This is a genomic window from Methylobacterium sp. WL6 (assembly GCF_008040095.1).
Lineage (GTDB): Bacteria > Pseudomonadota > Alphaproteobacteria > Rhizobiales > Beijerinckiaceae > Methylobacterium.
Genome location: NZ_VRVH01000424.1, coordinates 1 through 3,050, shown reverse-complemented (window position 1 = coordinate 3,050; position 3,050 = coordinate 1). Strand labels below are relative to the sequence as shown.

The 3,050-nt window shown below is 71.9% G+C and carries 4 protein-coding genes; 1 reads left to right on the top strand and 3 read right to left on the bottom strand.

The window, feature by feature from the left end:
* Positions 1 to 291, bottom strand: a 291-nt coding sequence (locus FV230_RS31040) for an aldehyde dehydrogenase family protein (RefSeq protein WP_246695019.1), incomplete at its 3' end; no start/stop codon positions are given.
* A 344-nt stretch (positions 292 to 635) separates the two neighbouring features.
* Between FV230_RS31040 and aat the strand changes: the two genes are divergently transcribed.
* Positions 636 to 1,322 (top strand): leucyl/phenylalanyl-tRNA--protein transferase, encoded by a 687-nt coding sequence (aat, locus tag FV230_RS26655; RefSeq protein ID WP_147729863.1) that lies wholly within the window; start codon positions 636 to 638, stop codon positions 1,320 to 1,322.
* 146 nt (positions 1,323 to 1,468) lie between these two features.
* On the opposite strand, the gene FV230_RS26650 is transcribed toward aat, so the two are convergent.
* A complete protein-coding gene (locus FV230_RS26650) occupies positions 1,469 to 2,113 on the bottom strand; it encodes a DUF2155 domain-containing protein (RefSeq protein ID WP_147729817.1) in 645 nt (214 codons plus the stop codon).
* Between the two features lie 344 nt (positions 2,114 to 2,457).
* The gene (locus tag FV230_RS26645) at positions 2,458 to 2,874 is read right to left on the bottom strand and encodes an NADH:ubiquinone oxidoreductase subunit NDUFA12 (RefSeq protein WP_147844523.1); all 417 of its coding nucleotides are present in this window, start codon (positions 2,872 to 2,874) and stop codon (positions 2,458 to 2,460) included.
* Positions 2,875 to 3,050: the final 176 nt, after the last annotated feature.

Below are 3,050 nucleotides of genomic sequence, written 5' to 3'. Positions count from 1 at the left end.
CTTGGTCTGCTGGTAGTGGTCGAGCATCATGCGATGGTTCTCGCGGCCGATGCCGGACTGCTTGTAGCCGCCGAAGGCCGCGTGGGCCGGGTAGGCGTGGTAGCAGTTGGTCCAGACGCGGCCGGCCAGGATGCCGCGCACCTCGTCGGGCATCAGGCCGTCGTCGATGGCGGTGGCGAAGGCGGCCCGGCCGTAATGCCGGCGGTGCGCCCGCGCGGCCCGGGCGAAGGTGCGGGATCCGAATGTCCGTCCCGCGCCGGACGCGTCAAATGCCGTGTCGTGATGGCCCATCGCCGTCGTCCTTCCGTGCCGTGTTGCGATCCTTCCCCGTGCCGTCGGTGCGACGACACGACGGGATCGGACGGGCCTCGGGTCGGGACTTGCGCATGGCGACGATCATGCCGGCCTCCGGGCGGCGTGCTGCCGCCTCTTGGGTTCGATGCTGATGATCCTAGCCAATGCGGCCGGGGATGTGCTTCCAAAGATCGCCGCCCCTGCAGGTCGGTCCTGATGCGGACGGATCGAACCGCAGAAGGATCGCGATCGCCGGCCGGTCGGGCCCGCGGCGTCGGCGCCGTGGATTTGCGCGGCCGCCCCACTGGCGTTCCGGACGCGCGCACCCCAGAATCGCCGCCATGCACGACGGCACCCGCGTGGAGATCACGCCCGAGATCCTTCTCAAGGCCTACGCCGCCGGTATCTTCCCGATGGCCGAGGACGCCGACGACCCGACGCTGTACTGGGTCGAGCCCCGCGCCCGCGGGGTGCTGCCGCTCGACGGGTTCCGCGTGTCGAAGCGGCTCGCGCGCACGGTGCGCTCGGACGTGTTCGAGGTCCGCAGCGACACCGACTTCGACGGCGTGATCGGTGGCTGCGCCGCCCCGCGCCGCGAGAGCGAGCGCACCTGGATCAACGGCCGCATCCGCGAGCTCTACGGCGCGCTGTTCGACCGCGGCCACGCCCACACGATCGAGGTCTACGCCGGCGAGCCGCGCCGGCTCGTCGGCGGCCTCTACGGGGTCTCGATGGGGGCGGCCTTCTTCGGCGAGAGCATGTTCCACGAGGTGCGCGACGCCTCGAAGGTCGCCCTCGTCCACCTGATGGGACGGCTCCGCGCCGGCGGATACCGCCTCGCCGACACCCAGTTCGTCACCGAGCACCTCGCCCAGTTCGGCGCCGAAGAGCTGCCGCGCCACGTCTACAAGCGCCGGCTCGCCGAGGCGCTGGGCCACGCCGCCGACTGGAACGCCTGGCCGACGGACGGCAGCGTCCGAGGGGCGCAGGCCCTGGCCGCCCTCGGGCCGGGCTCCGCGGAGGCGTGAGGCGCCGCACCGGCGTTGGCAGATAAGTTTTCCTCCGCTCCGAAGGCCGCCATGATGTGTCGCGGTCGGCGCATCGCGGCCCCCTCTCCCGAACGGGAGAGGGGACCCGCGTCCGGATCCGGATGCGCGGCGCTAGGGGGATGCGATCAGCGGAAGATCGCGTCGAAGATCGATTGCGGCTGCGGGGGCTGCGGCGGGGCCGGGGCCGGGCCCTCGTTCGACGGGAAGAACTTGCGCGAGGGCTTCTGGCGCGGCTGGACCGGGACGCCGCGCGGCGCCTCGACGTCGACCTGGCCGGCGGAGTTGACCTGCTGCACGGTCTTGGCGGCGTCCTTCGTGCCGCGCTTGCGCTCGGGCTTGGCGGCCATCGCCGGCACGTCCTCCTGCTCGCGCGCCTCGGCGATGATGTCGCTGCCACCCTTACAATCCACCAGCCACACGTCGTAGATCGGGTGCTCGATCGCGTGCAGGCCGGGGCTCGAGGCGAACATCCAGCCGGTGAAGATCCGGCGGTACTTGTTCTCCAGCGTCACCTCGTCGACCTCGAGGAAGGCCGTGGTCTTGGCGCTCTCGGTCGGCGGCCGGGTGTAGCAGACCCGCGGGGTGAGCTGCAGCGCGCCGAACTGCACGGTCTCGTCCACCGCCACCTCGAACGAGACGATGCGGCCGGTGATCTTGTCGAGGCCGGAGAACACCGCGGTCGGGTTCTTGATCTTGTCGGCGGAGGCCGGGCCTGCGCAGAGCGCGAGGGCGGCGAGGCCGAACGCGGCCCGTGCGGTGATGCGGCTCAAGGCACGCCCCTCTCGGCAAGTGAACGACGCGGCGCGCGGCCGGCGGATCGACGCGTTCAATACGAAAACGGTGGTGGAAAAAGGGCGCGGCCTCCGCGGTCGCGACGCGGGCGGACAGGGCCTGCAGGTCTCGTTTCCGGCCCCTCCCCGTCATCCCGGGGCGCCGGAGGCGAGCCCGGGATCCAGCGCCGCGGGTCTGGCTCCAGTCTGCGCCTCGCGGCGGCCCTGGATTCCGGGCTCTGCTGCGCAGCCCCGGAATGACGGAGACCGGGTCGTCAAAGCAGATCCGGCCTCGGAGGCCCATCCAACCGGAGGGGAGACGTGCCGGCCGGACTGGTGGGGGGCTATTCGCCCGGCGTCCACGGCACGTAGTCGCCGGTGGCGGCGGGGCGGGCGCCCCAGGAGAGCTGCGAGCCCTTCGGGCGGTAGGCGTCGGCCGTGCCGGTCATGTTCTCGACGTGGGGCTTCTGCCACTCGCGCGGGGTGTAGGCCTCCTCGCTCGGCGGCAGCTCGACGTTGTGGCAGAGCCAGCCGCGCCAGCCGGGCGGGACCTTCGAGGCGTCGGCGTAGCCGTTGTAGACCACCCAGCGCCGCTCCGAGCCGACCGAGCGGTCGATCAGCGCCCCTTGCGCGCGGTAGTACTTGTTGCCGTGGTCGTCGCTGCCGACGAAGTTGCCGCTGCGTGCAGTGTAGAGCGCGAGCGACATCGTCTGCCCGTTCCACCACGTGAAGATGCGCAGAAGCGTGTCCTTGAGCGCCATCGCCGTCTCCGAAGCCTGCTCGCACGCGCGGCCGGGGATCGCGATCCGGGCTGCGCATGCAGAGCGCGGTTATGAGCAGCGGGTGCCCGCAAGTCCAGAACCAAGTCCGAAACCCGAGTCCGGGCGCTGGTGACGCCGCCGGGCGGGCGTCGCCGCGGACCGGCCCCGTCGCCCGG

What these genes read in the sequence shown, in the direction of transcription:
- FV230_RS26645 (WP_147844523.1), bottom strand. Translation starts at nt 2,874, where the DNA reads ATGGCGCTCAAGGACACGCTTCTGCGCATCTTCACGTGGTGGAACGGG.
- aat (WP_147729863.1), top strand. Translation starts at nt 636, where the DNA reads ATGCACGACGGCACCCGCGTGGAGATCACGCCCGAGATCCTTCTCAAG.